The sequence below is a fragment of the Stenotrophomonas sp. CASM106 genome, from assembly GCF_049384825.1.
GTDB classification, from domain to species: Bacteria; Pseudomonadota; Gammaproteobacteria; order Xanthomonadales; family Xanthomonadaceae; genus Stenotrophomonas; species Stenotrophomonas muris.
The window spans coordinates 109,947-136,569 of sequence record NZ_JBMRFS010000005.1; the positions used below are offsets into that span (position 1 = coordinate 109,947).

Here is a 26,623-nt window from a genome sequence, read left to right on the forward strand (position 1 = left end):
GCGCCGAACAGTCCCTTGTAGAGCCGAGCCGACGCTCGGCTCAGCCCGCCACCCAACCGGACAAGGCTTCAGCGCAGTCCCGCTCATCCTTGAACAACAGCAGGTCGTCGGCACGGGTGCGGCCGCGGTTCAGCGCCGCCACCGGCAACCCTGCCTTCGCCGCCGCCTGCACGAAGCGGAAGCCGGAATAGACCATCAGTGACGAGCCCACCACCAGCACTGCATCGGCCTGCTGCAGATGATCGTGCACCGCCGCCACCCGCTCGCGCGGCACGTTCTCGCCGAAGAACACCACGTCCGGCTTCAGCACGCCGCCGCAGTGCGGGCAATCAGGCACCACGAACGTGGAGAAATCGGTCTCCAGGTCGGCGTCGCCATCCGGGGCGATGCCGGCCTCCAGCGCGTCCCAGCCGGGATTGGCGTCCAGCAGCCGCTGCTGGAAATCCTCGCGGCCACTGCGGCGCTCGCAGCCCATGCAGCGCACCAGATCCAGGCGGCCATGCAGGTCGATCACGTTGCGGCTGCCGGCGCGCTGGTGCAGGCCGTCCACGTTCTGGGTCAGCAGCACCTGCAGCTTGCCGCGGCTTTCCAGGGCGGCCAGGGCCTGGTGGGTGCCGTTGGGCCGGGCCAGGCCGAAGCGAGGCCAGCCCAGCAGGCTGCGCGCCCAGTAACGCTGGCGGGTGGTCGCCTCGCCCATGAAGGCCTGGTAGGTCACCGGCGGCGTGCGTTTCCACTGGCCGTCGGCGTCCCGGTAATCGGGTATGCCCGAGGCGGTGCTGCAACCCGCGCCGGTCAGCACGAACAGGCGCTCGGCGCGGTCGATGAAGTCGGTCAGTGGCAGGGTCATGGCTGCCAGATGGGGGCGCCGCAGCGCCCCCGCAAGCACCGGTTCAGCCGGTGGTCTCAGGCGGCCGGCAGCGGCGCCACCGCGATCGGGTGGCCTTCCTCGTCCAGCGCGATCATCACGAAGTGGCCGCGGGTGCACAGCTTGCGCTCGCCGCTGTGCAGGTCCTCGGCGACCAGTTCCACCTCGACCTTCATCGAGCTGCGGCCGACTTCGACGATGCGGCCGATGGTTTCCACCATCTGGCCGATGCGGATCGGCAGCTTGAAGTCGACCTGGTCGCTGCGCGCGGTCACCACGGTGCGGCGCGAATAGCGGGCGGCGGCCAGGAACGCGGCCTTGTCCATCCATGCCAATGCCTGGCCACCGAACAGGGTGCCCAGGTGGTTGGTGTGGTTGGGGAAGACGATTTCAGCCATGCGCACTTCGGTGGGCGGCACGGTCTCGGGGATCGGGGTCATGGGGGTGCTTCGGTGTGGGGTGCTGCGGATTCTAAGCGACCGGCGTGATGGCCATCGGCATGCACGTGCAACGGGCACCCGGCAGCGGTGCCTGCGCAGGCCGCGCCTGCGGCAGGCGTTACACTGCGCCACGCCCACTGCCAGGACTGCCCATGCCCGCCACTTCCGACCTGCTGGCCTTCGCGCTGGTTTCGCTGGCCATGGTGCTCACGCCCGGGCCGAACATGATCTACGTCATCTCGCGCTCGATCTGCCAGGGGCCGATGGCTGGCCTGATCTCGCTGGGCGGGGTGGCGCTGGGCTTTGTGTTCTACATGCTGTGTGCGGCACTGGGTATCACCGCCCTGCTGATGACCGTGCCGTTCGCCTACGACGCGCTGCGCATCGGCGGCGCGCTGTACCTGCTGTACCTGGCCTGGCAGGCGCTCAGGCCCGGCGGCCGTTCGCCGTTCGCGGTGCGCGACCTGCCGCAGGACAGCCCGCGCAAGCTGTTCACGATGGGCTTCCTGACCAATCTGCTGAACCCGAAGGTGGCGGTGATGTACCTGTCGCTGCTGCCGCAGTTCCTGCACCCGGACGGCGAAGGCAGCGTGCTGATGCAGTCAATCGTGCTGGGCTCCACCCAGATCCTGGTCAGCGTCAGCGTGAACGGCATGATCGCGCTGACCGCCGGCAGCATCGCCGGCTTCCTGGCCGCGCGCCCCACCTGGCAGATGGTGCAGCGCTGGCTGATGGGCACGGTGCTGGCCGGGCTGGCGGTGCGCATGGCGGTGGAAGGGCGGCGCTGATTGTAGAGTCGAGCCATGCTCGACTTTCTTGCGAGCAGCAGTCGAGCATGGCTCGACGCTACGGAAACAAGAAACCCCGGCATTGGCCGGGGTTCTTCGCTGCGACAGGCCTGGCCGTTTCGATCAGAAGTTCATGTCGAAGGCGACTTCGCCCTGCACGCCGACCTGGTAGGCCGAGACGCGGCGTTCGAAGAAGTTGGTCAGCTCCTGCACGTCCTGCAGTTCCATGAACGGCAGCGGGTTGCGCACGTTGTACTTCTTTTCCATGCCCAGCTTGGCGAAGTGCTGGTCGGCGCAGTGCTGCAGGTACTGGCGCATGTCGCGGGTCGAGATGCCGGCCACGCCACCGGACAACACGTCCTCGGCGAACTGCACTTCGCATTCGATGGCTTCGGCCAGCATGTCGTAGACCTGCTGCTTCATCTCGTCGTCGAACAGGTCCGGCTCTTCCTCACGCACCACGCGCACCGACTCGAACGCAAACTCCATGTGCGCGCTCTCGTCGCGGAACACCCAGTTGGTGCCCGAGGCCAGGCCCGGCAGCAGGCCGCGCGAACGGAAGTAGTACACGTAGGCGAACGCAGCGAAGAAGAACAGGCCTTCGATGCAGGCGGCAAAGCAGATCTGGTTGAGCAGGAACTGGCGGCGCTGTTCGCGGGTCTCGATGCGGGTCAGGTCCTGGATCGAGTCGATCCACTTGAAGCAGAAATCGGCCTTCTTCTTGATCGAGTCGATGTTCTCCACCGCCGAGAACGCCTTGGCGCGCTCTTCCGGATCCGGCAGGTAGTTGTCCAGCAGGGTCAGGTAGAACTGCACGTGCAGTGCTTCCTCATACAGCTGGCGCGACAGGTACATGCGCGCTTCGGGCGCATTCAAGTGCTGGTACAGGTTCAGCACCAGGTTGTTGGACACGATCGAATCGCCGGTGGCGAAGAACGCGACCAGGCGGTGGATCAGGTGGCGCTCACCCGGCGACATCTTGCTGTGCAGGTCGGTGATGTCGATCTGGAAGTTGATCTCTTCCACCGTCCAGGTGTTCTTGATCGCATTCCGGTACATGTCATAGAACTGCGGGTAGCGCATCGGGCGCAGGGTCAGTTCAAAACCGGGATCGAGCAGCATCTGCTTGGGCTTGTCGGCCATGGGTGTTTCCTTGAATTCCTGGGTGAGCCGCCGGGCGTGGCCCGGCGCTACCGTGGGTGTTTTTCCGCAGCCGAGCATGGCTCGGCTCTACAGGTGCGAGGTGTTCGAGTGCCGACCAACGGTCGGCACCCACCGCGCGGTGTCTTACTGGCAGGCCTCGCAGGCTTCCGGGTTTTCCAGCGAGCAGGCGATGGCTTCGTCCGGGCTGAACACCTTGGCCGGGGCCGCAGCGCTGACCGTGGTCTTGGCGATCTTGGTGGCCGGGCGCGAACGCAGGTAGTAGGTGGTCTTGATGCCCTGCTTCCAGGCGTACATGTACATGGAGGACATCGCGCCGATGTTCGGGCTTTCCATGAACAGGTTGAGCGAGGCCGACTGGTCGATGAAGGCGCCACGTTCGGCGGCCATGTCGATCAGCGAACGCATCGGCAGTTCCCACGCGGTGCGATAGACCTCGCGCAGCGTTTCCGGGATCTGTGGCAGACCCGCGATGGAGCCTTCGGCCAGCTTGATGGCATCGCGCATTTCCGGCGTCCACAGGCCCAGCTTCTTCAGCTCGTTCACCAGGTAACGGTTGACCTGCAGGAAGTCACCGGACAGGGTCTCGCGCTTGAACAGGTTGGACACCTGCGGCTCGACGCACTCGTAGCAGCCGGCGATCGAGGCGATGGTCGCGGTCGGGGCGATCGCGATCATCAGCGAGTTGCGCAGGCCGTGTTCCTTGATGCGGGCGCGCAGGGCATCCCAGCGCGCGGTGTCTTCCGGCACCACGTTCCAGGCGTCGAACTGCAGTTCGCCACCGGCGGCACGGGTGTCGTTGAACGACGGGTGCTTGCCACGTTCCTGGGCCAGCTCGCAGGAGGTTTCCAGCGCGTGGAAGTAGATCGCTTCGGCAATCTTCTTCGACAGGGCGCGGGCTTCGGCGCTGTCGAACGGCAGGCGCTTGCGGAAGAACACGTCCTGCAGGCCCATGCAGCCCAGGCCGACCGGACGCCAGCGCAGGTTGGCGCGGCGGGCGGTCTCGATCGGGTAGAAGTTCAGGTCGATGACACGGTCGAGCTGGCGCACGGCCAGGCGAACGGTCTCGGCCAGCTTCTCGAAGTCGAACTCGTTGTGCTCGTCGAAGTGGTTGCCCAGGTTGATCGAACCCAGGTTGCACACTGCGGTTTCATCGTTGGAGGTGACCTCCAGGATTTCCGTGCACAGGTTGGACAGGTGGATCACGTTGCCCGGACGCAGGGTCTGGTTGCTGGCGCGGTTGCACTTGTCCTTGAAGGTCATCCAGCCGTTGCCGGTCTCGGCCAGCGTACGCATCATGCGGGCATACAGCTTGCGCGCGGAGATGGTGCGGTTGGCCTTGCCCTGGGCTTCGGCCTGCAGGTAGGCCTGCTCGAAGGCTTCGCCGAACAGGTCGGTGAACTCCGGCACGACGCGCGGATCGAACAGCGACCATTCCTGGTCGGCTTCGACGCGCTTCATGAACAGGTCCGGCACCCAGTTGGCCAGGTTCAGGTTGTGCGCACGACGGGCTTCGTCACCGGTGTTGTCGCGCAGCTCGAGGAAGTCCTCGATGTCGGCGTGCCAGGTTTCCAGGTACACGCAGGCCGCGCCCTTGCGCTTGCCGCCCTGGTTCACTGCGGCCACCGACGAATCCATGGTCTTCAGCCACGGCACGATGCCGTTGGAATGGCCGTTGGTCGACTTGATCAGCGAACCACGCGAACGCACGCGGGTGTAGCTGACGCCGATGCCGCCGGAGAACTTCGACAGCTGGGCGATGTCGCCGTACTTGGAATAGATCGATTCCAGCGAGTCCTGCGGCGAGTCCAGCAGGAAGCACGAGGACAGCTGCTCGTGGGTGGTGCCGGAATTGAACAGGGTCGGGCTGGACGGCAGGTAGTCCAGGTTGCCCATGCGCTTGTACAGCGCCAGGGTCTCGGACACGTCCTCGCTCAGCGCACTGGCGATGCGCAGGAAGAACTGCTGCGGGGTCTCGATCACCTTGCGGGTGTGCGGGTGGCGCAGCAGGTAACGGTCGTACAGGGTACGCAGGCCGAAGTAATCGAAGTTCAGGTCCAGCGAGATGTCGATGGCATCGTTGAGCTTGCGTGCGTTGGTCTGCACGAAGTTCAGCAGGCGGTCGTTGATCAGGCCGACTTCATGGCCACGGCTGACCGACTGCGAGAAGGCGTAGATTTCCTGGCCCGAGACTTCCTTGGCGATGTAGTTGGCCAGCAGGCGCGCGGCGAGACGGCCGTACTCGGGCTCTTCACCGATCAGCAGGGCGGCGGTGCGGATGGACAGTTCGTCCAGCTCGCGGGTGGTGGCACCGTTGTACAGGCCGGAAATGGTGCGGGTGGCCACGCGCATCGGGTCGACGGCGTGCAGGCCTTCGGAGGAACGCTGCACCGCACGCACGATCTTGTTCAGGTCCACCAGTTCGGTGGTCCCATTGCGCTTGGTCACACTCATCGCGTTGGCCGTCGGCGGCGACGTCAACAGGAATTCGCTTTCCTTCTCGATGGTGGCGCTGGATTCGGTGCTCACGGCGTGTGTCCTCTTGGCGTGATTTGGGGGTGCTCGATGCATCGGGTGACGCGGCCCGGGACATGACAGCCCAGGATGGCAGGACGGCGTCGCAGGGGATGAGACCCTGCGCCTGCCACTGCCGTTGACGATCGCGGATGGGTACCCCGGGGCAACCCCTGGAATGGGGGTTGCTGCGACCGACGGCCACAAGATAGTGGGGGTAATGGGGTCCGTCAACGCCAAATGTAGTGAAATTCGGCAATCCCTTGCGCCGCAAGGATCGTGCCATCGGCGCCCTGATCAGACGCTTCAGACCTGCCGGAACGGGCTGCGCAGTCAAGCCCGAAAGGCGTCATTGCGGTGGCACAACGCACCGCGAAAACGGAACAATGACAGCTTCACATGACAGTGATGAAACTGGCTAGGGACAACCCTGTGGATAGGTGGTGGGCAGCCGGTGGGAAAGCCGGTATGGCCGGACGAATCGCCATCGCGCAGTGACTTTCGGCGGGTGACGGCGCCTGCCGAACGCGGGATGCTGGGGTCCTGCAATGACCGGAAAGGATTCCACCATGCGCCTGTCAGCACCCGCCTTGGCCCTGCTGGCTGCTGTGGTCACCGTACCTGCAATTGCCGCTGACACCCCGAAGCTGCGCGCGGACCAGTGCGGTATCCACACCGACTATGACGTGCTGGTGGACAGCGGTGGCATCTGGCTGCGGCATGGCCCGCAGGCACCGCACGAGGTGGTGTTCCACGATGGCGTGCTGAGCCTGGACGACACGGTCGTGCCGGTCAGCGAGGCCGACGCGGCCCGCCTTCGGCAGATGGAGGCCGGGGCACGGCAGCTGATGCCGGCCGCCACGGCGCTGGCCCATGAAGTGAGCGGACTGAGCTTCGACGTGCTCGACGGGGTCTATGAAAGCCTCACCGGTACCGCCAACAGCCGCAAGGTCCGGCGCCTGCGCCGGCAGGCCGATGACTGGATCGGCGGCACGCTGGGCAAGGGCTACTGGGAACAGGCTGTGTTCGGGCCAGGCTTCGAGGCCAAGGTGCAGGACATGGCCGAGTCGCTGTCCGCCTCCATCGCCCGCAGCATGCTGTGGCAGATCTTCACCGGACGCAGCGATGCGATGGAGGCACGCGCCGACCGTCTGGACGCGCAGATGGAACAGCAGCTGGAAGGCCGCGCCGAACGCATCGAGGCCCAAGCACAGTCGCTGTGCCCGCTGGTGCAGTCGCTGGCCGACACCCATGACGCGCTGGAAGTGCGCTACCAAGGCCAACCGCTGCGGCTGCTGGAGCGCAGCGAGAGCGTACGGGTGGAGCACGGCGATGGCTCGGGCCTGCAGGTGTCGGCCGGGCCGGATGAGCGGCCGCGTGGGAATGCGGTGGCGCCTTCCCGATAGCTGCGCGGCGCTGCTGTAGAGCCGAGCCCATGCTCGGCTCCCTTTCGGCACATCATCCAGAAGCAGCCGAGCGTGGGCTCGGCTCTACAGTAAACCGCCCTCACGCCCGGTGCGGGGTACCCAGGTACTCGGCGCTCTGCATCTCGATCAGGCGCGAGGCGGTGCGTTCGAACGCGCCCTGCAGGCGCTGGCCGGTGTACAGCTCGATCGGCGAGGTGCTGGCGGTGCAGACCAGGTTGACGTGGCGGTCGTACAGCTCGTCGATCAGGTTGACGAAGCGGCGCGCGGCATCCTCATTCAAGCGGTCGAAGGCGGGAATGCCGCCCAGCAGCACCGTGTTGAACTCGTGCGCGATCTCGATGTAATCCGAGGGCCCGCGCGGGCCTTCGCACAGCGCGGCGAAATCGAACCAGGCAATGCTCTTGCCGCGGCCACGCACCGGGATCTTGCGGCCCTCGATCTCGATGTTGCCGGGCTTGGCCGGCTGGCCGCCGCTCAGCTCGTTCCAGCGCGTGGCCAGCCAGTCGTCGCTGTCGGCCGCCAGCGGTGCGCGGTATACCGGCGAGCGGGTCAGCGCGCGCATCCGGTAATCCTCGGTACCTTCGGCGTACAGCTCGACGCAGAAGCGCTGCAGCAGGCCGATGGCCGGCAGGAAGCTCTCGCGCTGCAGGCCGTTGAGGTACAGGTTCTCCACTGCGGTGTTGGAGGTGGTGACCAGGGTCACGCCCTCGGCGAACAGCCGCTCCAGCAGCCGCGCCAGCAGCATCGCATCGCCGATGTCGGTGACGAAGAACTCGTCCAGCACCAGCACGCGCAGGTTGCTGCGCCATTCCTGGGCGATCTTCGCCAGCGGGTCGCTCTGGCCCTGGTGCTCGCGCAGGCGCTCATGGACGCTGCGCATGAAGCGGTGGAAATGGGTGCGGTACTTCTGCTTGATCGGCAGCCCGTCGTAGAACAGGTCGACCAGGAAGGTCTTGCCACGGCCGACGCCGCCCCAGAAGTACAGGCCCTTGACCGGCTCGGGCTTCTTCCAGAACGAAGACAGGCGGTCCAGCCAGCCATCCTCGGCACTGTCCAGCAGGCCCAGGTGGATGCGGTCCAGCTCGGCCAGCGCCGCATGCTGGGCCGGATCGTTCTGCCAGTCGCCACGGGCAACCCCTTCCGCATACCGCTGCGACGGGGTCAGCTCGGGTGCACTCATGCCGCCGCGCCCAGCCAGTGCTTGACGCCGTGGGTCAGCGCGCCGCGCAGGTCGATCAGCTTGCGGTGGAAGAAGTGGCTGGTCTCGGGCATGCGCACCAGCTCATGCGGGAAATCCAGCGAGTCCAGCCACTGGTAGACGGCCTGCGGGTCGACGATCTCGTCCTGCTCGCCCTGGATCACCAGCCAGCGCGCCGGCGGCGCGATGCCGTCGAAATCCCAGCGACCGGCCGGCGGCGCGATCGAGATCAGCGCTTCCGGCTGCAGCGTGGCGGCGGCCTTCAGCGACACGAACGCGCCGAAGCTGAAACCGGCCAGCCACAGGCGGTCGTCCGGGCGCTGGCTGCGCACCCAGGCCGCGACGGCCTTCAGGTCATCCTGCTCGCCCACGCCGCCATCGAAGGTGCCAGCCGAACCACCCACGCTGCGGAAGTTGAAGCGCACCGTGGCGATGCCCAGCTCGCGCAGGGTGGAGGCGGTCATGGTGACCACCTTGTTGTGCAGGGTGCCACCTTCGGTGGACAGCGGATGGCAGACGATGGCCACGATCGGCTGCACCGGCACATCGGCCTTGGGCAGGTCGACGACCACTTCCAGCGGGCCGGCCGGGCCGTCCAGTTCGAGGCAGGCGGTTTCGCCGGGGGCAACGGGGAACAAGGGCTTGTGCATGGCACCATGATACCGTCCCCCGCCCCTGCCCTGTGCCCGCCCCATGCTCTATCTGTCACTGGCCGTGATCTGCAGTGTGCTGGTTTCGGTGTTGTTGAAGGTGGCCGCACGCCGCCAGCTGGATGTTGCGCAGATGGTCACCTGGAACTATCTGGTAGCGGCAACGCTCACCGCCGTGGTGCTGCAGCCACCGCTGGATGCGCTGCGCGCGCCGCATGCGCCGTGGCTGTCACTGCTGGCGCTGGCGGTGGTGCTGCCCTCGATCTTCCTGGTACTGGGCCGCGCGGTGGCGGTGGCCGGCATCGTCCGCAGCGACGTGGCGCAGCGGCTGTCGTTGCTGCTTTCCCTGGCCGCCGCCTTCCTGTGCTTCGGCCAGACCGCAACGCCCTGGAAACTGGCCGGCCTGGGCCTGGGCCTGCTGGCGATGGTGGCCATCAGCCTGCGCCCGCGCGGCCCGGCGGTGGCGTCCTCACCCGGCGGCTGGGGCTGGCTGCTGGGCGTATGGGCCGGATTCGCAGTGGTGGACGTGCTGCTCAAGCAGGTGGCGCTGTCCGGCACGCCGTCGATGGCGGCGGTGCTGGCCAGTTTCAGCGTCGCCTTCGTGCTGATGCTGGCAATGCAGCTGTGGCGGCATGTCAGTGGCCGCAGCCGACTGGCCTGGCGCAACCTCGGCGCGGGTGCACTGCTGGGCCTGCTCAATGGCGGCAACATCCTGTTCTATGTGCATGCGCACCAGGCGATGCCAGAGAGCCCGGCCACCGTGTTCGCCGGCATGAACATCGGCGTGGTGGTGCTGGGCGCGCTGGTAGGCATGTTCGTCTTCGGCGAGGCCACCACGAAGTGGAACCGCGCGGGACTGGCGCTGGCGGTGCTGGCGATCGGGATGATCGCCTGGGGGTGAGCGATACCCGGGGTCGGATCCCATTCCCACGGAATGGGCTCTGACCCCTACGCCTCAGACCCCGCGATGCCTTGGGTCAGAGCCCATTCCGTGGGAATGGGATCCGACCCCGGCCTGGCGCGTTACTTGTCGAAGCCCAGCAGCAGCGGGTCGTGGTCGGAGCTGCGCCACGGGCCCTGCACGTTGCGGCCCTGGTAGCCGCTGGCGTCCTGCTCGTCGGCGTTGCTGTGCCATTCGGCGGCACCGCGCAGGCGCCTGGCCATGCCCGGGTTCAGCAGCGCGTGGTCGAGACGGCCGGTGTAGCCGTTGTAGACGTAGCTGTAGGGATGCTCGACCTTGGCCACCTTGAACGCGTCCTGCCAGCCCAGATCATGCAGGGCGCGGATCGGGTCTTCCATCGCGTAGGCATTGAAGTCACCCAGCAGCACCGCGTCCCTGGCGCCGGTACCGGTCGGATCGGTCTGCAGCCAGGCGTGCAGCTGCTGCGCCGACGTCACACGGGTGGCGTTCCAGCAGCCCTGATTGTCGTTGCGATCGGCGTCGGCACCGGCCGCGTCACGGCAACCCTTCGATTTGAAATGGTTGGCAACCACCACAAACGGCGCGCCCTGCTTGCCCTGGAAGGCCTGCGCCAACGGTACGCGGCTGTGCTCGACGAACGGGCCGCCGGTCAGCGTGGCCGGCTTGCCGACCGGCTGCAGGCGCGTGCTTCGGTAGATGATCCCGACCCGGATCGGGTTGTCGCCGGGGCCGTTGCCGGCGTCGACGAAGCGCCAGTCGCCCTGCGCGCCGCGGTCGCGGTTGAGCGCATCGACCAGTTCGGCGATGGCCGACTGCGGGCCGTAGCCGTCGTTCTCCAGTTCCATCAGCGCAGCGACATCGGCGCCCAGCGCATTGACCGTGGTGACCAGCTTGGCGAGCTGCGCCTTGTGCTCGTCCAGCGTGCGCGCGCCGCGCAGCGTCGGGAAGCCACCGCCCTGGCCGTCACCATTGAAGAAATTCTCCAGGTTGAAGGCGGCCACGTGCAGGCTTCCCGGCACCGTGGGTACTGCCGGGCGCTTCAGTTCCGGCAGCTTCAGCGCGCCTTCGACCTGCAGGCGCGGATGGCCCTGCGCGTCCACGCGCACGATGCCCTCCACATTGCGCAGTTGCATGCCGGTGCGCAGCACCGGGTTGCCCGGCAGGTAGGGCACGCTGGCGGGGTCGCGGGCATCGCTGCCATCCTCCAGCACCAGGCGGCGGCGCTGGTTGTCGGCCATCACCTGCTCATAGCCGGCAGTGCCCGGCGCGGCCACTTCGGTCGGCTGCCAGAGGCGGCCATCGAACGCCACCGTGAGCTGGCCGAAGTGCTGCAGGCCATCGGTACCGGCCAGGGTAAGCGGCGCGGCGATGCGCACGCGCTGCCCATCCAGCGCGCGCCAGTCGGCCGGCGCAGCGGTCAGCACCACAGTGGCGCTGCCGCGCGCGACGGAGGGCGGCGCGACCGGCGTGGCCTGCGGCTGGGCCTGGGCAAAGGCGCCGGCCGGCAGCAGCAGGGACAGGGCAAGGGCGAGGGAACGGCGGCGCATCAACGGGCGACTCCATGGAAGAGGCGCACAGACTAACCCTGAAATGCGAAACCCCGCCTGCGCAGCGGGGGCATATGAGCGATCAGGCCTCGGTGGGCAAAGCCGGGGGATCGTAGAGCCGAGCCCATGCTCGGCTGCACCTGGCCACACCGCGCGGAGAGCAGCCGAGCGCGGGCTCGGCTCTACAGGAAGCGGCGCGTTGCGGCGGTTACTTCAGGTTGCCCAGCATCCAGTCCACGGTGGCATGGATCTGTTCTTCGGTCAGCGCCGGGTTGCCGCCCTTGGGCGGCATGATCCCGCCGTCGGGGCCGGTATAGCCCTCGATGGCGTGCTTGTAGAGGGTGTCCTTGCCCTGCGCGATGCGCTTGTCCCAATGCGAATGGTCCAGCGTCGGTGCCATGCCCACACCGTTGGTGTGGCAGGCGGTGCACAGGTTGTCGAAGATCACCTTGCCATCCTTGGTGCCGCCGTAGGCCACCTGCGACGCCGCCTTGGCCAGCGCGGCGGCCTTGGCCGCGGCCTGCGCGGCGGCGCCGGTGCTGCCGGCATAGACCGCGCCGGTGGGCGAGATGCGCTGTTCAGTGCGCTTGGCCGCGGTCGGCGACACCTCGGGCGGAATCCGGGTGTGGATGTAGGCGGCAAGGAGGATGAGGCCGAGGGTGATGGTCGCCAGCAGCGCGATCACCATGGAGAAGCGTTTCAGGAACTCCAGATCGTAATTCCGCACTCTTCGTTACCCCTGGCTGATAGTCGTTGGACCACGGCTGAGCGACTGCGTGATGGACCGAGTATAGAACGCGCCTTGCGTGCGACAACAGGCGTCACTGCTGGTGCGGCGCAACATGCCGGAGGATGGGGTCAGATCCCTTTTACGCCGCAAAAGGGATCTGACCCCAGCAACAGAAGCCGGCCAGCGGCCGGCGCTACCGGATTACCGGGGCACCGATCGCGCGCAGGCAGAAGCTGCAGATCGCATCCACCAGCGCGTCTTCGTCGCGGTGCGCTTCGCGGCTGGGCGCGGTCGGACCGACCATCGCCTCGGTGAAGGCGCCGACCAGGCACGCGGCGGCCACATGCGCGTCCTGCGCCGGCAGCTCACCGGCGGCCACGCCTTCCTCCACCAGCCGCAGGAACACGTCGCCGAACGCGCGACGTCCGCGCATGCGCTCGGCCTCCACGTCCGGATCGACCGGTTCGACGATGAAGGCGTGCGCCAGCCCCGGCCCGGCCAGGGCGCGGCGGACGAAGGCGGTGATTGCCAGCCGCAGGCGCTCGCTGGCCACCTCCGGACCGCTGGCGATGCGCTCCATGATCGCGACCTCGTGGGCCACCGCGGCGTTGAGCACCTCCACGAACAGCTCGGCCTTGGACGGGAAGTGGCGATAGATCAGGCCGGTGGACACCCCCGCCTGGGTCGCCACGGCGGTCACCGGGGCGTTGCGCCAGCCGCCGGTGGCGACCAGCTCGCGGGTGGCCAGCAGGATCCGTTCACGGGCGCCCGCCAGGCGTTCTTCCATCAATGCAGAGCGTTTATAGGCCATGTTCTGATTCTAGTTTCAATTTTTGAATTCGTATTCACTTCTTATCCGAACCCCGCTACGCTGGGGCCATCGCCCGTGCGGGTGGCGGTCCTGCCGACCGCCGCCCGCTCCCCCGCCGGGTGCGTCCATTCCCTGCCATCCCGCCGTGGAGCCACCACAATGCACGTGCCATCCCTGAACTTCGATCTTGGCGAAGACGTCGACCTGCTGCGCCAGAGCGTGGCCCATTTTGCCGCCGCCGAGGTCGCACCGCTGGCCGCCGAGGCTGATGCCAGTAACCAGTTCCCGCTGGCCCTGTGGCCGAAGCTGGGCGAACAGGGCCTGCTCGGCCTCACCGTGGAAGAAGAATACGGTGGTACCGGCATGGGCTACCTGGCCCACGTGGTGGCGATGGAAGAAATCTCGCGCGCCTCCGGCGGCATCGGCCTGTCCTATGGCGCGCACTCCAACCTGTGCGTGAACCAGCTGCGCAAGAACGGCAACGAAGAACAGAAGCAGCGCTTCCTGCCCGGCCTGTGCAACGGCAGCCTGGTCGGCGCGCTGGCGATGAGCGAACCGGGTGCCGGTTCGGATGTGGTGTCGATGAAGCTGCGCGCCGACAAGCGCGGGGACCGCTACGTGCTCAACGGCAACAAGATGTGGATCACCAACGGCCCGGATGCCGACGTGCTGGTGGTCTACGCCAAGACCGACATGGAGGCCGGTGCCAAGGGCATCACCGCGTTCCTGGTCGAGAAGGGCATGAAGGGCTTCTCCACCGCGCAGAAGCTGGACAAGCTCGGCATGCGCTCCTCGCCCACCTGCGAGCTGGTGTTCCAAGACTGCGAGATTCCCGAAGAGAACGTGCTGGGCCAGGTCGGCGGTGGCGTGCGCGTACTGATGTCCGGCCTGGACTACGAGCGCGTGGTGCTGTCCGGTGGCCCGCTGGGCCTGATGGCCGCAGCCATGGACGTGGTCATGCCCTATGTGCACGAGCGCCACCAGTTCGGCGAACCGATCGGCAGCTTCCAGCTGATCCAGGCCAAGATCGCCGACATGTACGTGGGCCTGGGTGCCTGCCGCGCGTATGTCTATGCCGTGGCGCGCGCCTGCGACCAGGGCCGCACCACCCGCCAGGACGCCGCCGGTGCGATCCTGTACGCCGCCGAGAAGGCCACCTGGCTGACCGGCCAGGCGATCCAGATCCTCGGCGGCAACGGCTACATCAACGAATACCCGACCGGCCGCTTGTGGCGCGACGCCAAGCTGTATGAAATCGGCGCCGGCACCTCGGAGATCCGCCGCATGCTGATCGGCCGCGAACTGTTCCAGCGCACCCTGTAAGGCCACCGCGATGACCGTCCTGAACAGCCAGCTGCAACCAGGCAGCGAAACGTTTGAAAGCAACCGCGCGGCCATGCAGGCCGTGGTCGACGACCTGCATGCCACCCTCGCGCGCACTGCGCTGGGTGGCAGTGAGGCGGCACGCGCCAAGCACACCGCGCGCGGCAAGCTGCTGGTGCGCGATCGCATCGACGCCCTGCTCGACCCCGGCAGCGCCTTCCTGGAAATCGCGCCGTTGGCCGCGCACGGCATGTATGAAGACGCCGTGCCCGCCGCGGGCGTGGTGGCCGGCATCGGCCGGGTGAGCGGCGTGGAATGCGTGATCGTGGCCAACGACGCCACGGTCAAGGGCGGCACCTACTACCCGATGACGGTGAAGAAGCACCTGCGCGCGCAGGAGATCGCCGAGCAGAACCACCTGCCGTGCATCTACCTGGTCGATTCCGGTGGCGCGTTCCTGCCGCTGCAGGACGAAGTCTTCCCCGACCGCGACCATTTCGGCCGCATCTTCTACAACCAGGCCAACCTGTCGGCGCAGGGCATTCCGCAGATCGCCTGCGTGATGGGCAGCTGCACCGCCGGTGGCGCCTATGTGCCGGCGATGAGCGACGAGACCGTGATCGTGCGCGAGCAGGGCACGATCTTCCTCGGCGGCCCGCCGCTGGTGAAGGCGGCCACCGGTGAAGTGGTCACGGCCGAGGAACTGGGTGGCGCCGACGTGCACACCCGCATCTCCGGCGTGGCCGACCACATGGCCGACAACGATCTGCAGGCACTGGCACGGGTGCGCGCGATCATCGCCCAGCTCAACTGGCGCAAGCCGGAACCGGCGATGGCGGTGCGGGCCCCTGAAGCGCCATTGCTGCCGGCCCATGAGCTGTATGGCGTGATCCCGGCCGATACGCGCAAACCCTACGACGTTCGCGAAGTGATCGCGCGGCTGGTGGATGGCTCGCGCTTCGACGAGTTCAAGCCGCGCTACGGCGCAACGCTGGTGACCGGTTTCGCCCATCTGAACGGCTACCCGATCGGCATCATCGCCAACAACGGGATCCTGTTCTCCGAGTCGGCCTTGAAGGGCGCGCACTTCATCGAGCTGTGCACCCAGCGCAACATCCCGCTGGTGTTCCTGCAGAACATCACCGGCTTCATGGTCGGCCGCAAGTACGAACAGGGCGGCATCGCCAAGGACGGCGCCAAGCTGGTGATGGCGGTGGCCTGTGCCAGGGTGCCCAAGTTCACCGTGGTGATCGGCGGCTCGTTCGGTGCCGGCAACTACGGCATGTGCGGCCGTGCGTACTCGCCGAACTTCCTGTGGATGTGGCCGAACGCGCGCATCGGCGTGATGGGCGGCGAGCAGGCCGCCAGTGTGCTGGCCACGGTCAAGCGCGATGGCATTGAAGCCAAGGGCGGCCAGTGGCCGGCGGCGGAAGAGGATGCCTTCAAGGCACCGATCCGCGACCAGTTCGAACAGCAGGGCCACCCGTACTACGCCAGCGCGCGCCTGTGGGACGACGGCGTGATCGATCCGGCCGACACCCGCCAGGTGCTGGCGCTGGCGCTGTCGGCCAGCCTCAACGCCGCCCCGCAGCAGACGCGCTTCGGCGTGTTCCGCATGTGACCCGTGCCATGACCGAGCACGCTCCTATGAAGCACGTTGCCATGTTCAGCAAAGTCCTGATCGCCAACCGCGGCGAAATCGCCTGCCGCGTCATCGCTACCTGCCGCCGCCTCGGCATCGCCACCGTGGCGGTGTATTCCGATGCCGACCGCAACGCACGCCACGTGCGCCTGGCCGATGAAGCCGTCCACATCGGCCCGGCCGCCGCACGCGAGAGCTACCTGCGCAGCGATGCCCTGCTTGATGCCGCGCGCGCTACCGGTGCACAGGCCATCCACCCCGGTTACGGCTTCCTGTCCGAGAATGCCGACTTCGCCGATGCCTGCGCCGCCGCCGGCATCACCTTCATCGGGCCACCGCCCAGCGCGATCCGAGCGATGGGTGACAAGAGCGCGGCCAAGGCGCTGATGGCCAAGGCCGGTGTGCCGCTGACGCCGGGTTACCACGGTGACCAGCAGGCGCCGGACTTCCTGCGCGCGCAGGCCGATGGCATCGGCTATCCGGTGCTGATCAAGGCCAGCGCCGGTGGCGGTGGCAAGGGCATGCGCAAGGTCGAACGCAGCGAGGACTTCGTCGATGCGCTGGCCAGCTGCCAGCGCGAGGCGGCCTCGGCGTTCGGCAACGACCACGTGCTGGTCGAGAAGTACGTCGAGCGCCCGCGCCATATCGAGATCCAGGTGTTCGGTGACAGCCACGGTGAGGCGGTCTACCTGTTCGAGCGCGACTGCTCGGTGCAGCGCCGCCACCAGAAGGTGCTGGAAGAAGCGCCCGCGCCGGGCATGAGCGCGGAACGTCGTGCTGCAATGGGCAAGGCCGCGGTCGATGCCGCACGCGCAGTGGGCTATGAGGGTGCGGGCACGGTGGAATTCATCGCCGGCCCGGACGGCGATTTCTACTTCATGGAAATGAACACCCGCCTGCAGGTCGAGCACCCGGTCACCGAATACATCACCGGCACCGACCTGGTGGAGTGGCAGCTGCGCGTGGCTTCGGGCCAACCGCTGCCGCTGCGCCAGGACCAGCTGGCCATCCATGGCCACGCGATCGAAGCGCGGCTGTACGCCGAAGATGCCGATCGTGGCTTCCTGCCCTCCACCGGCACCCTGCGCCGCCTGCGCCTGCCGGCAGCGTCGGCCAACGTGCGCGTCGATACCGGCGTGGAGGAAGGTGACAGCATCACCCCGTACTACGATCCGATGATCGCCAAGCTGATCGTCTGGGACGTGGACCGCGACGCCGCGCTGCGCCGCATGAGCCAGGCCCTGGCCGACTGCCAGGTGGTGGGCGTGACCACCAACGCCGGCTTCCTGCGCCGCCTGGTGAATACCGATTCGTTCGCGCACGCCAGGCTGGATACGGCGCTGATCGAACGCGAACAGGCGGCATTGAGTGCCGTGGGCGACGCGGGTGCGGACCTGTGGCTGCTGGCCGCCGTGGCTGCGGTGGCAAGCACGGTGCCCGCCAGCACCGACGTGCGCGATCCGCATTCGCCGTGGCGGTCACAGGATGGCTGGCGCCTCGGCGCGTCCGCGCCGCGCGTAGTGCCGCTGCAGCAGGGCGAACGCAAGCACACGCTGAAGGTGTGGGCGCAGGCCGATGGCTGGCGCGTGCAGTGCGATGACGCTGCACCGGTGCGGATGATCGGCACGGCCGATGTGCACGGCCTGACGGTGCAGCTGGGCGAGCGCCGCGGGTCGCTGCAGCTGCTGCGCGACGGTAACCAGCTGTACCTGTTCGGCGCCGACGGCCAGCACCGCTTCACCCTGCATGATCCAGTGGGTGAATCGGACCACGCCGTGGCCGACGCCGGCAGCCTGCTGGCACCCATGCCGGGCAGGATCGTGGCCACGCTGGTCGCGGCCGGTACCGAGGTCAAGCGCGGCACGCCGCTGGTGGTGCTGGAAGCGATGAAGATGGAGCACACGCTGCAGGCACCGGCGGACGGCACGGTGAAGGGTTACCGCGCCAAGGCCGGCGACCAGGTGGTTGATGGTGCGGTGCTGGTGGACTTCGAAGCGGCGTGAACGCCGGGGCGGCGACCGCTCAGCGGTCGTCGCCCGCCACCACCCGGCCAGCGGGATCGAATTCGGCCGTGTCCAGCGTGGCACTGCGCCAGCCCAGGCCACAGATGGCCATCGCGCTCTGGCCGATGCCATCGAACCCAAAAGCACGATCGACATCGGCATCGTTGATCGCCGCTGTCACGAATGCTGCCAGCCCGCGCTCGGTGGCGCACAGGTACAGCAACTGCGAAATGTGGCCCACGTCCAGCGTCACCGCACGGTGCGCCTTGGCATGGTTGCGATACTTCCAGAAGCAGCGGTCATAACGCGGTGCCAGTACCAGCAGCGCTGGCGCATCGGCGAACCACGCCTGCCCGGACAGCATCCGCCGCGCCATCGCAGGCAACGCCTGCGGCGGTGGCGAGGGCAGCGGCAGCACGGCGTGCTGCACCGGATGATAGTGGTACAAGCCCGGTGCCAATCCTTCCACGTTCTGCACCAGCAGGAAGCCCTCGGTGGGATGCAGGCCGCCACCGGAAGGCACGTTCTTCTTCAGGAACTCGGTATCGCGCTCGACCTTCTGCACCGCGTGCGCCATCAACGTCCGCTGCAGCACCTGGGCCAGCAGTGGCAGCGGCAACGCGCGCTGCGGGTCGAAATTGCGGCAGGTGGTGCGACGCGCCAGCAGTGCATCGAACGCGGCCTCTTCGCTGCGCGGCAGCGGCTGGTAGTCGCCCTGCATCGGCTGCACCACCGGCGGTGGCGGCCCCAGGCGCTGGCGCAGGCCGGCCGCGGTGTCCAACCCCTGCCGGCGCATGTCCTCCACGCTGTCCACGGCCTGCCAGCGCGCATGGCGATGGGCCAGCGCAGCCAATGGCCACCACTGGCTGCGCCGCAGCGCCTCGTCGCGCATCTGGTACCCAACCTCGCTCGGTGGGTCGGTCAACAGCAGGCCCTGTTCGACCAGGCGGGCCAGCATGGCCGGGCAGGCATCGGCGGGCGGTTCGCTCCAGCGGTGCGCGCTGAGCCCGCCCAGCAGCTGGCGCTCCTCGGCGTCCACCGGCAGTGGCTGGTCCAGGTGGGCGGCCAGCGCCACCCAGCTGATCTGGCTGTCCATCTCGGCGTGGCCGGCCAGCATCGCACGCAGGTCCAGGGTGACCGCCTCGCGAGGCTCGAACATCAGGCTGGCGCAGCGGCGCAGGCGCATCGGTTTCCTTCCTTGTGCCGCACAGCCGGCATAGCAGCAACGACCGCAGCGCGGCCAACTTTAGCGACGTGCACAGCGCGGCCCTCAATGGCAGGCTGTCGCGGCCGATACGAGTAGCTCCACCTACGGACAATCCCCATGAGCCATCCCCGTCTTTCCGCCGCCGACGCCAGCACCCTGCTGGACCACCTGATCGGCAGCGAAGCGTTCCGCAGCCACTTCACCGCTTCGCCGGCCAAGGCCCTGGCCTCGATCGGGCTGGACGGTGCCGTTGGCGAAAACGACTGCATGAAGATCGGCACCCTGGCCTCGGTCGAGGAACTGAGCCGGGTGCGTGATGGGCTGCAGGCCCACCTGTCCGGGTCGGTAGCGGCCATGACCGTGGTGTTCTGCTTCGAAGCCGGCAAGGTCGGCGAACGCATCGACGGCTGACCGACCATCACGGTGCGCCGGCCGTGGCCGGCGTCGCCCACGTGGAGACGTCATGCACGTTCAGCGGTTGCCACACCTGCAGCGCGGTGACCTCGGCAATCGCCCGGCCCCGGTGCTGGGCCAGCCAGGCCTGCTGGCGGCGGACGGCGGCGGCGTCGCCCTGCGCACGCAACGCGAGCAGCAGCACCACGTGGGCCTGCACCGGCTCGTTGCCGTCGAGCATCGGCTCGATCAGGGTGCGGGCGGCATCCGGTCGCTGCATCTGCAGTTGATCCTCCGCGCTGACGATGCGCAGCCAGCGTTCCGCGACTGGACTACGCAGGCTGCTCAGCAGCGGCCGCTGCTCGTCCAGCCAGCGCCTGGCCAGATCGAACTGGCCCTGGCGCTGGGCCAGGTGCACCAGCGCCAGCCATTGCAGGACACGCGCATGCAGCATGGGATCATCGCGCTCCTGCAGCATCGGCTGCAGCAGTGCGGCGATGGCCTGCAGTCCGGTCCGGTCCGCCGTGCCGCACAGCGCCGATACGCTGGCGTGCTGCAGTCGCTGCTGCACCTGGAAGTCGGCCAGCGTCGGCGCCGGTGCGTCTTCGCGTACCGCCTGCTGCATGGCCGCGCAATCGCGCTGCGCGGCCGCCAGCAGCAGCTGCGCGCGCAGCTTCATGCGCTGCTGCAGGGCATCGGTGGCACGGATCTGCGGCAGCAGCTGCGCGGCCTTCGCATACTGTCCCTGCGCCACCAGCACGTCCACGCCGGTCTCATCGACATCATCACGACCGCGCAGGACCTGTGCCTGGGCCAGCGTCCCGGCCGCAAGCTGCGGCTGGTTGGCGGCGATCTGTATCCGCACCAGGTGGACCAGCGGATACAGGCGCAGCGGATCCTGCGGCACCGCAGCCGCACGCGCATAGGGTTCGGCCTCGCTGAACTGGTTGGCCTGCAACAGGTACCAGGACGTGTTGGACAGCCCCGCGAACGAATCCGGATAGACCTTGGCCAGCGTGCGCCAGTGCTCCAGCGGCCAGCCACCGGGCTCCAGCTCGGCCATCCAGGCCTTCAGGTACAGCCGCTCGCGTGGCGGCAGGCGATCCTGCAGGTCCAGCGCGTGCTGCATGGCTTCGCGCGCGCGCCGCCCTTCCTCGACGCGCGCATGCAGCTTGGCCACGCCCATGTAGGCCAGGGCAAAACCGGGATCGATGTCGATCGCGGCCTGGTAGAGGTTGCGTGCTTCTTCGAAGCGACGCTGACCCAGTGCGCTCTCGGCCAGCGCGAACGCACGCAGTGCGCGCAGGTCCTGGGTCGAGGCGCGCGGCAGCGGCAGGGATTGCTCCAGGCTGGCCACCGACTCGCCCAGTCCGCGACGCAGGCGACCGACCACGTCGTCCACGGCGAACACCATCTGGTCGGATCGATCGGCGGTGGCGGTGAAGGTCTGGATCACCTGGCCACTGCCCGGTGCGGCAACATCGATGGCCAGCTCGTAGCCACCGATCTTCTGCCGCACGGTCGGCAGCAGCACCGCGCGTGCGCCCTCACGCACCGCCACATCGACCGCGGTATCGCGGTTGAGCCGGGTATCGCCCGAAAGCCGCGCCATTTCCAGGCTTTCGCGGATCTTGCCTTCCGACAGCACGTTCACGTAGCGCGACTGTTCCAGCGCGATCCGGATCGCGTGCCGCATCGAGTCATCGAAGATCGGATCGCCGGTGAGGTTGTCGACATCGCCAAGCACCACCCAGTCACGTTCGGCGAAGGCAATGGCCGGCTCCGACCGCAGCAGCAGCCAGCCGCCCAGCACGGCCGCGGCAAGGATCAGGCCTTCGGCGGCCAGCACCAGCGGTTGCCGCCACAGCGGCAGGTCGCGGCGCGCCTTGGCGTTGGCGCGCGGCATGCGCAGCGGCGCCGAACCGATCTCGCCCACTTCGATCACTTCCTGCACCACCGGCACGCCCTTGAAGCGCCAGCGCCCGTGCGATTTCCACAGCAGGCGCGTGCCACGCTCGCCCAGTGCATCGGTGGCACGGCGGGTCAGCGATTCGGCCACCGCCGACAGCAGGATCTGGCCGGGGCGGGCCAGCATCATCAGGCGCGCCGCCATCGGCTTGGCCAGGCCTTCCACCTCCATCGACTTGGCACCGGCACGGACCGCCTCGGCACTGTTCTCCCAGGTCAGCACGTCGCCCACGTGCAGGCCGGCGCGCGCGCGCAGTTCAATCGCGCGCTGCTGGCCCAGCGCGTGCAGTTCGCGCTGGTAGTCCAGGGCGAAGCCCAGTGCGTCGACGACGCGCTCGAACAGCATGAACAAGCCATCGGAGCGATCGATCAGCTGGCCGTTCCAGCGCTGCTGCAGCACCAGTACCAGGCGATCGTGTTCCTGGAACAGGCTTGCCGCCGCCACATCGCCGATCCGCTCGACCAGCTGCAGCGAATCACACAGATCGGTGAACAGCAGGGCGCGCAGCTGTGGGCTATGCGGGGCTGACGTTCCGTTGTCGCCATTCATCGCCTGCCTCTCCCTATTGGCCGTCCGGATCATCCGCCCAGCGCAGGCAGTTGCCGCCATCGCGCTTGGCCTGGTACAGCGCACGATCCGCGCAGGCATACCACTCGCTCCAGCCTGCCTCCGGCGCCAACAGGCAGGCGCCGATGCTGACCAGGCTCACATGCGGCGTGCCATGGCTGCGCTCGAGCAGGCCATGCACCGCACTGATGATGAACTCGGCCGCGTGCTGCACGATCTCGTGATTGCCACGGCGCAGGATCAGGCAGAACTCATCGCCACCAAGCCGGCAGGCCAGGTCCTGCTCGCCGGCCATCGAGCGCAGGATGTTGCCCATGCTCTGCAGCACGCGGTCGCCGGCCTGGTGGCCGTGGCGGTCGTTGATCTGCTTGAAGCGGTCGCAATCGATCAGCAGCAGCGCCTGCGGCGGCCCCTCGGCCCGCTCGCGGCACTCCTGCAGGTACAGGGTGAGGCCTCGCCGGTTGTGCAGCCCGGTCAGTTCATCGGTACGCACCAGCTCACGGGTGTGGGTCAACTGATGGGTAGTGATGTACAGATTGTCCAGCGCGGTTTCCAGATCGTGGTTGCGCCGGCGCAGCTGTGCGATCAGTGCCTGTTCGTTGGCCAGCACGCGCATGATCGTGCGGCGCAGGAAATAGGCCACCAGGCCGGGATCGGATTCGACCAGCCGATGGAAATCGGCCGGGCCCAGCTCCAGCACATCGCAGTCGACCAGCGCGCGCGCACTGGCGCTGCGCAGGTGGTCGCCGACCAGCAGGCCCAGTTCTCCGAAGAACTCGTGCTGCCCGAGCGTCTTGATCACCAGGTCCTCGCCGAAGTCCAGTTCGATCTGGCCTTCGAGGATCACATACATGCGCTCGCCGCGGTGGCCACGCTGGAACAGCCACTGTCCGGCACGGAGCTTGCATGCGCGGGCGAATCTGGCGAACAATGCCACCTCGGCATCGGACAACAGAGCGTGCACGATCTCGGCCATCGCCACCCGGGCGATACCTGTCGTCACATCACTGTTCTCGGCCGCACCCCTGCCGGTCATTCCCTGCACCCGCCGCCAGCGTCCCCTGGTGAGCCGCGGAGCATAGCACCGCTTTAAAGTGTGCGCCCTATCTCATTTTGACCCTTCTGCCGATCTTGATTGATGTGAAGATCGGTGATGGCCCGTTCTGGTCACGGGTGTCCGGGCAAAACTCCTGCTGGATCAATCCGATGCCGGGTTTCACAGGGTTTCGGCCAAGTTGCCGGCACCGGGGTGCGCCTGATTGACGCTCCGCGCGTGCTGCGCCCTTGCATCGATACAACAACGCCGGCAGGTCCCCCGACCGGCCGGCGTTGTCTGGCCCTTCCCTGGCCACCCTGATCACCCGGAGCCCGGTAGTGCCGGCCGCTGGCCGGCAACTGCATGGGCTTCGGAAACATCGATGGGTTGCCGGCCAGCGGCCGGCACCACCGGATCACGCGGCGCGCCGCATCACGCCGCGCGTTCGCTGCGCCCGCCATGGAACTGTTCTTCCTCGGTCGAGCCGGTCAGCGCGGTGGTCGACGACTGGCCCTGCTGGATCGCCTGGGTCACCGCATCGAAGTAGCCGGTACCGACCTCGCGCTGGTGCTTGACCGCAGTGAAGCCGCGCTCGGCCGCTTCGAACTCGGCTTCCTGCAACTCGACGAACGCGCTCATCTGGCGGCGTGCGTAGCCGTGGGCCAGATTGAACATGCCGTAGTTCAACGCATGGAACCCGGCCAGGGTGATGAACTGGAACTTGTAGCCGTAGCTGCCCAGTTCGCGCTGGAACTTCGCAATGGTGGCGTCGTCCAGGTTCTTCTTCCAGTTGAAGCTGGGCGAGCAGTTGTAGGCCAGCAGCTTGCCCGGGAACTTCGCGTGGATCGCCTCGGCGAACCTGCGTGCGAACTCCAGGTCCGGCTTGCCGGTCTCGCACCACACCAGGTCGGCGTAGGGCGCATAGGCCAGGCCGCGGCTGATCGCCTGGTCCAGGCCGTTGCGGGTCTTGTAGAAGCCTTCGACGGTGCGCTCACCGGTGGTGAACGGCTTGTCGTTGCCGTCGATGTCGCTGGTCAGCAGATCAGCCGCTTCGGCATCGGTGCGCGCCACCAGCAGGGTCGGCACGCCCAGCACATCGGCGGCCAGGCGCGCGGCGTTGAGCTTCTCGATCGCCTCGCGGGTCGGCACCAGCACCTTGCCGCCCATGTGGCCGCACTTCTTCACCGAGGCCAGCTGGTCCTCGAAGTGCACGCCGGCGGCACCGGCCTCGATCATCGCCTTCATCAGTTCGAACGCATTGAGCACGCCGCCGAAACCGGCCTCCGCATCGGCGACGATCGGCTGCAGGAAGTCGATGTCATCCTTGCCTTCGGCGTGGTGCAGCTGGTCGGCGCGCAGCAGCGTGTTGTTGATGCGCTTGACCACTGCCGGCACCGAATCGGCCGGGTACAGCGACTGGTCCGGATACATCTGCCCGGCCAGGTTGGCGTCGGCCGCCACCTGCCAACCGGACAGGTAGATCGCCTTCAGGCCCGCCTTGACCTGCTGCATGGCCTGGTTGCCGGTCAATGCACCCAGCGCGTTGACGAACTCGCGCTCATGCAGCGATGCCCACAGCTTCTCCGCACCCAGGCGGGCCAGCGAATGCTCGATGTGGACGGTGCCGCGCAGGCGCACCACGTCGGCGGCACTGTAGTTGCGCTGGATGCCTTCCCAGCGCGGGTTGGTATCCCAGTCGTGCTGGATCTGTTCGGCAGTGGGCAGCTTGCTCATGTCTTTCTCCAGTTCGGTTCGTGCGTGCAGCGGGGAGGGAAACGGCGGGAGACGCGGGCGGCGATCAGTCGATGCGCGCGTAGGCCGGCAGGGTCAGGAAATCGGTCAGTTCGTCGCTGCGGCTCAGTTCGCCGAGCAGGGCGATGGCCTCGCCGATGCGTGCGCCACCGGGCAGCGTGGCGGTGTCACCCAGCCGTGCCGGCAGCTGTGCCAGCGTGGCATCCAGCAGTGCCAGGTCGATGGCGGTGCCATCGTCCAGCTGCTGGCCCGGCGTATGCAGCCACTGCCACAACTGGCTGCGGCTGATCTCGGCGGTGGCCGCGTCCTCCATCAGGTGGTGGATCGGCACGCAGCCGTTGCCATCCAGCCATGCCGCCAGGTAGCGCACGCAGACTTCCACGTTGCCTTCGAAGCCGGCGCGGGTGATGGTGCCGGGCGGCCGTGCGATCAGTTCGTCGCGGCCGACGCACACATCCTGGCGCAGCACGCTGTGCTGGTTCGCACCGGGCATGTGTTCGTCGAAGATCGCCATCGCCACCGGAATCAGCGCCGGATGCGCGACCCAGGTGCCGTCGTGGCCGGCGGTCACTTCGCGCAGCTTGTCAGCGCGCACGCGGGCCATCGCCTGTTCGTTGGCGGCGGCATCGTTGTTGATCGGAATCTGCGCGGCCATGCCACCCATCGCATGTGCACCACGGCGATGGCAGGTCTGGATCAGCAGTTCCGAATAGGCCTTCAGGAACGGCTGGGTCATGGTCACCTGGCCGCGCTCGGGCAGCACGCGGTCGGCGTGGCGCCGGAAGGTCTTCAGGTACGAGAAGATGTAGTCCCAGCGCCCACAGTTCAGGCCGACGATGCGGTCACGCAGCGCGTGCAGGATCTCATCCATCTCGAACACCGCCGGCAGCGTTTCGATCAGCACGGTTACCTTGATCTGGCCGTGCGGCAGGCCGAGCATGCCTTCGATGTGCGACAGCGCGGTTTCCCACAGCGCCGCCTCTTCCATGCTCTGCAGCTTGGGCAGGTAGAAGTACGGGCCGCGGTCCTTCGCCTGCAGGGTGCGGGCGTTGTGGAAGGCGAACACCGCCGCGTCGAACAGGCCGCCGGCGATGAACTGGCCATCGATGCGCACGTGCTTTTCGTCCAGGTGCCAGCCACGTGGCCGCACGATCAGCACCGCCTGCTCGTCATACGGGCGCAGCGTGTAGTGCTTGCCATTGGGGGCGGTGTAGTCGAGATCGCCACGCACCGCGGCGGCCAGCGACTGCTGCCCGGCCAGCAGGTTGCGCCAGGTCGGCGAGGTCGAATCCTCGAAGTCGGCCATGAACACCTTGGCGCCGGAGTTCAGCGCGTTGATGACCATCTTCGGGTCGGTGGGGCCGGTGATCTCGACGCGGCGGTCCTGCAGCGCGGCCGGCAGCGGCGCAACGCGCCAGTCGCCGCTACGGATCGCAGCGGTGTCCTCGCGGAAGTCCGGCAGGCCGCCCTGGTCGAAGAACGCCTGGCGCTCGCGGCGCGCCTGCAGCCGTGCCTGCCGGCCCGGTTCCACCGCACGGTGCAGCGACACCAGCAGGGCCAGCAGCGGCGCCGGCAGCACGGTGTCCTGGCCGGCCACGCGGGTCGCCAGGGCGATGCCGGGGGTAGCCTTGCTGGCAGGGGTGGGAACAGCGGAAGCGACGGCGGACATGGGGCGACT

The 26,623-nt window shown here is 67.6% G+C and carries 21 protein-coding genes; 7 read left to right on the forward strand and 14 right to left on the reverse strand.

All coding sequences use genetic code 11. The features are described from left to right. Positions 1-40: 40 nt before the first annotated feature. Both VG556_RS13715 and VG556_RS13720 read right to left on the reverse strand, forming a co-directional pair. Positions 41-847, reverse strand: coding sequence for an NAD-dependent protein deacetylase (locus VG556_RS13715; RefSeq protein ID WP_100450898.1), 807 nt, complete (start codon positions 845-847; stop codon positions 41-43). Positions 848-903: 56 nt separating this feature from the next. Continuing rightward, the gene (locus VG556_RS13720) at positions 904-1,305 is read right to left on the reverse strand and encodes an acyl-CoA thioesterase (protein WP_053494645.1); all 402 of its coding nucleotides are present in this window, start codon (positions 1,303-1,305) and stop codon (positions 904-906) included. 152 nt (positions 1,306-1,457) lie between these two features. Between VG556_RS13720 and VG556_RS13725 the strand changes: the two genes are divergently transcribed. After that, positions 1,458-2,093, forward strand: a complete 636-nt coding sequence (locus VG556_RS13725; RefSeq protein ID WP_032956621.1) for a LysE family translocator — start codon at positions 1,458-1,460, stop codon at positions 2,091-2,093. A gap of 123 nt (positions 2,094-2,216) precedes the next feature. On the opposite strand, the gene VG556_RS13730 is transcribed toward VG556_RS13725, so the two are convergent. Next, on the reverse strand, positions 2,217-3,236 hold the full coding sequence (locus VG556_RS13730; protein ID WP_005420683.1) for a ribonucleotide-diphosphate reductase subunit beta: 1,020 nt from the start codon (positions 3,234-3,236) through the stop codon (positions 2,217-2,219). A 144-nt stretch (positions 3,237-3,380) separates the two neighbouring features. Then, positions 3,381-5,783, reverse strand: coding sequence for a ribonucleoside-diphosphate reductase subunit alpha (locus VG556_RS13735; protein ID WP_032956619.1), 2,403 nt, complete (start codon positions 5,781-5,783; stop codon positions 3,381-3,383). 554 nt (positions 5,784-6,337) lie between these two features. Here VG556_RS13735 and VG556_RS13740 point away from each other — a divergent pair. Next, on the forward strand, positions 6,338-7,174 hold the full coding sequence (locus VG556_RS13740) for a DUF2884 family protein (RefSeq protein ID WP_032956617.1): 837 nt from the start codon (positions 6,338-6,340) through the stop codon (positions 7,172-7,174). A gap of 100 nt (positions 7,175-7,274) precedes the next feature. On the opposite strand, the gene zapE is transcribed toward VG556_RS13740, so the two are convergent. Further along, the gene (gene zapE / locus VG556_RS13745) at positions 7,275-8,375 is read right to left on the reverse strand and encodes a cell division protein ZapE (RefSeq protein ID WP_100450897.1); all 1,101 of its coding nucleotides are present in this window, start codon (positions 8,373-8,375) and stop codon (positions 7,275-7,277) included. Next, positions 8,372-9,043 (reverse strand): alpha/beta hydrolase, encoded by a 672-nt coding sequence (locus VG556_RS13750; RefSeq protein ID WP_100450896.1) that lies wholly within the window; start codon positions 9,041-9,043, stop codon positions 8,372-8,374. Before VG556_RS13750 ends, zapE begins: the two co-directional genes overlap by 4 nt. A 43-nt stretch (positions 9,044-9,086) precedes the next feature. Between VG556_RS13750 and VG556_RS13755 the strand changes: the two genes are divergently transcribed. Beyond that, complete coding sequence (locus VG556_RS13755) at positions 9,087-9,944, forward strand: membrane protein (RefSeq protein WP_046428023.1); 858 nt, start codon at positions 9,087-9,089, stop codon at positions 9,942-9,944. A gap of 122 nt (positions 9,945-10,066) precedes the next feature. Here the strand turns inward: VG556_RS13755 and VG556_RS13760 are convergent, their stop codons facing one another. The 3 genes from VG556_RS13760 to VG556_RS13770 all read right to left on the reverse strand — a co-directional run bounded on the left by VG556_RS13760 (position 10,067) and on the right by VG556_RS13770 (position 13,053). After that, entirely contained in the window at positions 10,067-11,512 is a 1,446-nt protein-coding gene (locus tag VG556_RS13760) for an ExeM/NucH family extracellular endonuclease (RefSeq protein ID WP_049441793.1), read from the reverse strand. Between the two features lie 208 nt (positions 11,513-11,720). Further along, entirely contained in the window at positions 11,721-12,239 is a 519-nt protein-coding gene (locus VG556_RS13765) for a c-type cytochrome (RefSeq protein ID WP_014035592.1), read from the reverse strand. Between the two features lie 196 nt (positions 12,240-12,435). Continuing rightward, on the reverse strand, positions 12,436-13,053 hold the full coding sequence (locus tag VG556_RS13770) for a TetR/AcrR family transcriptional regulator (RefSeq protein WP_014645572.1): 618 nt from the start codon (positions 13,051-13,053) through the stop codon (positions 12,436-12,438). A 159-nt stretch (positions 13,054-13,212) separates the two neighbouring features. On the opposite strand from VG556_RS13770, the gene VG556_RS13775 reads away from it, so the two are divergent. Genes VG556_RS13775 through VG556_RS13785 form a run of 3 tightly spaced genes read left to right on the forward strand, consistent with a single transcriptional unit; the run spans position 13,213 to position 18,021 of the window. Then, positions 13,213-14,376: an isovaleryl-CoA dehydrogenase gene (locus VG556_RS13775; protein WP_100450895.1), complete on the forward strand. Its 1,164-nt coding sequence runs from the start codon at positions 13,213-13,215 to the stop codon at positions 14,374-14,376. Positions 14,377-14,386: 10 nt separating this feature from the next. Next, positions 14,387-15,997, forward strand: coding sequence for a carboxyl transferase domain-containing protein (locus VG556_RS13780; protein WP_100450894.1), 1,611 nt, complete (start codon positions 14,387-14,389; stop codon positions 15,995-15,997). Positions 15,998-16,005: 8 nt separating this feature from the next. Continuing rightward, positions 16,006-18,021, forward strand: a complete 2,016-nt coding sequence (locus tag VG556_RS13785; RefSeq protein WP_414616636.1) for an acetyl-CoA carboxylase biotin carboxylase subunit — start codon at positions 16,006-16,008, stop codon at positions 18,019-18,021. 19 nt (positions 18,022-18,040) lie between these two features. On the opposite strand, the gene VG556_RS13790 is transcribed toward VG556_RS13785, so the two are convergent. Then, the gene (locus VG556_RS13790) at positions 18,041-19,207 is read right to left on the reverse strand and encodes a putative peptide maturation dehydrogenase (protein WP_100450893.1); all 1,167 of its coding nucleotides are present in this window, start codon (positions 19,205-19,207) and stop codon (positions 18,041-18,043) included. 138 nt (positions 19,208-19,345) lie between these two features. Between VG556_RS13790 and VG556_RS13795 the strand changes: the two genes are divergently transcribed. After that, positions 19,346-19,639: an NHLP-related RiPP peptide gene (locus VG556_RS13795; protein WP_032956215.1), complete on the forward strand. Its 294-nt coding sequence runs from the start codon at positions 19,346-19,348 to the stop codon at positions 19,637-19,639. 7 nt (positions 19,640-19,646) lie between these two features. On the opposite strand, the gene VG556_RS13800 is transcribed toward VG556_RS13795, so the two are convergent. The 4 genes from VG556_RS13800 to aceB all read right to left on the reverse strand — a co-directional run bounded on the left by VG556_RS13800 (position 19,647) and on the right by aceB (position 26,614). Further along, complete coding sequence (locus VG556_RS13800; protein ID WP_032956217.1) at positions 19,647-22,139, reverse strand: putative peptide modification system cyclase; 2,493 nt, start codon at positions 22,137-22,139, stop codon at positions 19,647-19,649. A gap of 13 nt (positions 22,140-22,152) precedes the next feature. After that, positions 22,153-23,193 (reverse strand): GGDEF domain-containing protein, encoded by a 1,041-nt coding sequence (locus VG556_RS13805; protein WP_032956218.1) that lies wholly within the window; start codon positions 23,191-23,193, stop codon positions 22,153-22,155. A 432-nt stretch (positions 23,194-23,625) separates the two neighbouring features. Further along, complete coding sequence (gene aceA / locus VG556_RS13810) at positions 23,626-24,927, reverse strand: isocitrate lyase (protein ID WP_019337654.1); 1,302 nt, start codon at positions 24,925-24,927, stop codon at positions 23,626-23,628. A gap of 64 nt (positions 24,928-24,991) precedes the next feature. Next, positions 24,992-26,614 carry a malate synthase A gene (gene aceB, locus VG556_RS13815; protein WP_049404592.1) on the reverse strand — a complete coding sequence of 541 codons (1,623 nt, stop codon included), beginning with the start codon at positions 26,612-26,614 and terminating at the stop codon, positions 24,992-24,994. Between the last annotated feature and the right edge of the window lie 9 nt (positions 26,615-26,623).

Coding starts and splice junctions, on each gene's coding strand:
- VG556_RS13715 (WP_100450898.1), bottom strand. CDS start 847: ATGACCCTGCCACTGACCGACTTCATCGACCGCGCCGAGCGCCTGTTC.
- VG556_RS13720 (WP_053494645.1), bottom strand. CDS start 1,305: ATGACCCCGATCCCCGAGACCGTGCCGCCCACCGAAGTGCGCATGGCT.
- VG556_RS13725 (WP_032956621.1), top strand. CDS start 1,458: ATGCCCGCCACTTCCGACCTGCTGGCCTTCGCGCTGGTTTCGCTGGCC.
- VG556_RS13730 (WP_005420683.1), bottom strand. CDS start 3,236: ATGGCCGACAAGCCCAAGCAGATGCTGCTCGATCCCGGTTTTGAACTG.
- VG556_RS13740 (WP_032956617.1), top strand. CDS start 6,338: ATGCGCCTGTCAGCACCCGCCTTGGCCCTGCTGGCTGCTGTGGTCACC.
- zapE (WP_100450897.1), bottom strand. CDS start 8,375: ATGAGTGCACCCGAGCTGACCCCGTCGCAGCGGTATGCGGAAGGGGTT.
- VG556_RS13750 (WP_100450896.1), bottom strand. CDS start 9,043: ATGCACAAGCCCTTGTTCCCCGTTGCCCCCGGCGAAACCGCCTGCCTC.
- VG556_RS13755 (WP_046428023.1), top strand. CDS start 9,087: ATGCTCTATCTGTCACTGGCCGTGATCTGCAGTGTGCTGGTTTCGGTG.
- VG556_RS13760 (WP_049441793.1), bottom strand. CDS start 11,512: ATGCGCCGCCGTTCCCTCGCCCTTGCCCTGTCCCTGCTGCTGCCGGCC.
- VG556_RS13770 (WP_014645572.1), bottom strand. CDS start 13,053: ATGGCCTATAAACGCTCTGCATTGATGGAAGAACGCCTGGCGGGCGCC.
- VG556_RS13775 (WP_100450895.1), top strand. CDS start 13,213: ATGCACGTGCCATCCCTGAACTTCGATCTTGGCGAAGACGTCGACCTG.
- VG556_RS13780 (WP_100450894.1), top strand. CDS start 14,387: ATGACCGTCCTGAACAGCCAGCTGCAACCAGGCAGCGAAACGTTTGAA.
- VG556_RS13785 (WP_414616636.1), top strand. CDS start 16,006: ATGACCGAGCACGCTCCTATGAAGCACGTTGCCATGTTCAGCAAAGTC.
- VG556_RS13790 (WP_100450893.1), bottom strand. CDS start 19,207: ATGCGCCTGCGCCGCTGCGCCAGCCTGATGTTCGAGCCTCGCGAGGCG.
- VG556_RS13795 (WP_032956215.1), top strand. CDS start 19,346: ATGAGCCATCCCCGTCTTTCCGCCGCCGACGCCAGCACCCTGCTGGAC.
- VG556_RS13800 (WP_032956217.1), bottom strand. CDS start 22,139: ATGAATGGCGACAACGGAACGTCAGCCCCGCATAGCCCACAGCTGCGC.
- VG556_RS13805 (WP_032956218.1), bottom strand. CDS start 23,193: ATGACCGGCAGGGGTGCGGCCGAGAACAGTGATGTGACGACAGGTATC.
- aceA (WP_019337654.1), bottom strand. CDS start 24,927: ATGAGCAAGCTGCCCACTGCCGAACAGATCCAGCACGACTGGGATACC.
- aceB (WP_049404592.1), bottom strand. CDS start 26,614: ATGTCCGCCGTCGCTTCCGCTGTTCCCACCCCTGCCAGCAAGGCTACC.